General features: G+C 64.5%; 4 protein-coding genes. 2 read left to right on the top strand and 2 right to left on the bottom strand.

The features are described 5' to 3' along the window. Together VGH54_RS23380 and VGH54_RS23385 are read right to left on the bottom strand one after the other, a co-directional pair. Nucleotides 1–989: sulfotransferase (locus VGH54_RS23380; RefSeq protein WP_331514490.1), on the bottom strand; the 989-nt coding region annotated here is incomplete at its 3' end. After that, complete coding sequence (locus VGH54_RS23385; RefSeq protein WP_331514493.1) at nucleotides 986–2,191, bottom strand: hypothetical protein; 1,206 nt, start codon at nucleotides 2,189–2,191, stop codon at nucleotides 986–988. The genes VGH54_RS23385 and VGH54_RS23380, both read right to left, overlap by 4 nt. Nucleotides 2,192–2,380: 189 nt before the next feature. Here VGH54_RS23385 and VGH54_RS23390 point away from each other — a divergent pair, with 189 nt between their 5' ends. After that, nucleotides 2,381–3,112 (top strand): enoyl-CoA hydratase/isomerase family protein, encoded by a 732-nt coding sequence (locus tag VGH54_RS23390; RefSeq protein WP_331514491.1) that lies wholly within the window; start codon nucleotides 2,381–2,383, stop codon nucleotides 3,110–3,112. A gap of 11 nt (nucleotides 3,113–3,123) precedes the next feature. After that, nucleotides 3,124–3,475 (top strand): SRPBCC family protein (locus VGH54_RS23395; RefSeq protein ID WP_331514492.1); only part of this gene is annotated, 352 nt, incomplete at its 3' end.

Raw genomic sequence — 3,475 nt, forward strand, 5'->3', positions numbered from 1 at the left:
GAGAACGTCAAGTCCAACGATTTGTAGCCGGCCCGCAATGTGCCCACCGGATCGTGCTGCAAGTCGGCGAACGCGACATCGGCGAACCGGCTGTCACCTAAGCGTTGGCGGAAGTCCATCGCGCGGCGAACGGCTTCCGCCCAGCTGTCGAGTTGCTCCGCACCCAGCTCCTCAGGATCGTCCCGGTCGCTGCTCCAGCTGCGCACATACCGGATCAGGCTGCACACCGAACCCATGACCTTGGCGGGATCGCGATGGCTCCAGAGGAATTTCGCATTCGGGTACGCCTCGATCAGTGCGTCCAGCGCGAACATGTGCACCGGAGTTTTCAAGTGCCACAGGGTCGGCGGGCAATGCCACTGCAGAAGTTTGAGCACCCGACGATGGAACGTGTAGGTCTCGCGCATGTCGCAGTGCATCAGCCAGTCCAGGTAGCTCGGGACCCGAACCGCGCCGTCGAAGTGGAAGGTGCGAAAACTCATGCCCATCAGGTCCTGGCATTCGGTCGCCGCCGTCGCCTCGGAGTTGTGCATCGTCTTCATCAACGGGAACATCTCGTTCAGCATCCGCAGGCCCTCTTCGGCCTGCGCGATACGCGGATCGGAGTGTTGGGTGGCCGTCTCCGGCGGGGGAGTGGGCGCCTGCGATTCCCACATCCGCAACGAACGGAACTGCGGGTCGGCGGCGACCAATTGGCTCAACGCGGTGGTCCCGGTGCGGGGCAGCCCGATGACGAAGACAGGGCCGCCCACCACCTCGTCGTCGATCTCCGGGTGCTGTGCGTAGGTGTCTTCGACCTTGAGTCGCTGGATCAGCGCGTTGCTGATAGTGGCGTGCTGAATGACGCGGCCCATCTCGGAGAGCTCGGCCTCGTTGTTCAGGGCGTCGACGGTGCGCTCCAAACCCTCTCGGTAATAAGGCGATCCGAAGTCGTGCAGGCCTGTCGCGGCGCGGGCGCCGTCTTCGAGTTCGTCCGCGGAGAACGTCACAGGGCGAACCTTTCGTGCACGGCGCGCCGGCGTCGCTCGAGTACCGCCGCGCGTTGGTCGGCGGTGACCCTCGCGGTGTCCGGGGGCAACGCGGAGGCGATCTCGTCGAACGCGACAACTTTGCTGCTCGGTGTCGGCGCCGTGCTGGTACGGACGCAACGCAGGATCATCGCGCCGTTGCTAAAACCCGCAGTGTCAAGCCAATTGGCCACCCCGGGATCGCGGCCGCAGACCACCACCCGCACCAGGCCGTCGGAATCCGCCACCGCCTGCTGTGCGTTCAGGCTGGATTGGTGGCGGCCGTAGTGAATCGTCTCCCACCACGGGTTGCCGAGCGAATAGCTCCAATAAACCCCTTGGGGAGGTTCGACTTCGAGGATCAACGCCTGCTCGGGGTCGAGTTCCCATCGCCCGATCACGGGCTTGTTCTCCGCGGCCGCGCCTATCGCGGTGCGATCGATCGGAGGCAGGAAGCCGTTCGGCGGCGCCGACGCACCGAACTGCAGGAAGAAGTCGAGATTGTCGTGCACGAAATCGCCGAGTGCGACCAACTGCCGCGATACCAGTACGTCGGAATCGACGTCGACGGCCTCAGGCCGCACCGCATCGCCGATCCGTTCGATGCGCAAGGACGACGGTGTCTCGGTGTCCCAGTCGTAGAAGAAGTGCCGAACGGTCAGCGTCGGATGGGCACCGTCGATCGGCATCCAGTTGCCGTCGTGCTCGTCGGCGGACAACACCACCTCAAAGTTGCCGTCGCCGTCGGTGACCAGCTCGTCGACCAAAGCATTCGCGGTGGAGACGATGCCATCCATCGTCTGCAGCCCGACATACCGTGCCGTGCCACGGTTGCCGGACAGTCGATAGCTCTCCCCGCCACGCATCGTCGCGCGGGTGTACAGACAGTCCGGACATTCCATCCCCCAGGTGAGGATGTCGCTGGTGCTGGCGCGCTGGACGCGCAGAATCGGATCGGGATCGAATCGCAATGCCTCGTCGATACCAGTGGCCAGCAGCACCAGCAGATGCCGCATTCCTGCCGCGAGATCGACCCGATTTCGGCTTGCGGCATCGGATTCGACGATCCGCGCGGCAGCGTTGAGCTGGTGCATCAGATGCGACCATGCCGCAGGCAAGCCCACGTCACCGCCCGCCGGCGCCTCGGTGGACGCCTCGGCGATGGAGTGCGGCAACCACGCCATCGGTGGCTGCACAGCGGTCACATCATCTCCGGGTCTGCGTGCATGGCGCCGCCTTAACTGAGAACATCATTTTCATTTAGTGTTCGATCACTATCACCCCGAATCATCGAGATTGTCAATGGCCGGACCGAGAACGCCGGTTTCGGGACTTTTGTGTCGATGCCGAAGCCCGGGCTGTAAGAAGGACTGGTGACGAATCTCGAAACAGCCGACGGCGTGACGATTGTCCGGTTCGACAACGCGCCGGTGAATGCCCTCGACCTCGACTTGCTCGGGTTGATCATCGCCTCGATGCACAGCGTCGAGGGCCCGGTCGTCATCACCGGTGCCGGTCGGGCCTTCTCGGCCGGTGTCGACCTGCGTGCTCTGGCCGACGGTGGAACCGACTACGCCGGGCGCTTCGTTGAAGCGCTGTCTGAGGCATTTCTCGCGATCTACGACCACCCAGCGCCGGTGGTCGCGGCAATCAACGGTCATGCGATCGCCGGCGGGTGCGTGCTGGCCATGTGCGCCGATGTACGGCTGATGTCCGGCGGGACGATCGGCCTCACCGAACTCGCCGTCGGTGTCCCGTTCCCGGTGGCGGCGCTCGAGATCTGCCGAGATGGCATGGGGATAACGGCGGCCCGGGCGGCATTGCAGGCCAAGACAATCGACGCCGACACTGCGTTGGCCCGCGGGTGGATCGATGCGGTGGTCCCGAAGGACGAGCTGCTGAGTCAGGCGTTGGCCGCCGCGCGCGAACTCGGCCAGTATTCGCCGGCCGCGTACGCGGCCACCAAAAAGCAGTTGCACAAGCCGGTGCGCGCCGCGATCGACGCGGGCACCACCACGGATGAAAACGTCCGGGCCAGTTGGATATCGGAGGAAACCCGCGACCGTATCAACGGATTCCTCGAGTCGCTGGCCCGCGGTCGCTGACGGTTGCCGTTGTGAGCCTCTGGATCGCCCACGCCGAGCGGACAATCAGCGACGAGATACCCGCGCCACCAGATGAGGTGCGTGATTTCTACGTCGACCTCGACAATATCAAGGATTTACATCCGCTGGTGGTGTCGGTGCAGCTGCTGGAACAGCACCAAACCGCCAAGGGCTACCAGAAGACCTACCGGGTGCGCGACCGGATTCCATTGGGGCCGTTATCGATGCCGATCACCTACTGGGCGCGGGTCGAGGTCCCACAGCACGGGGACGTGATCACCGAAGCGCGCCAGTTCCCCCGGGTGCGGCTGAACGGCACCGTGAGTTTCGAGCCGATCGACTCGGGCACCCGGTTGACCGAAC

It is taken from the genome of Mycobacterium sp., assembly GCF_036488105.1.
GTDB lineage: Bacteria > Actinomycetota > Actinomycetes > Mycobacteriales > Mycobacteriaceae > Mycobacterium.

Excerpts from the sequence above, each read along its gene's own strand:
- VGH54_RS23385 (WP_331514493.1), bottom strand. The coding sequence starts at position 2,191 with ATGGCGTGGTTGCCGCACTCCATCGCCGAGGCGTCCACCGAGGCGCCG.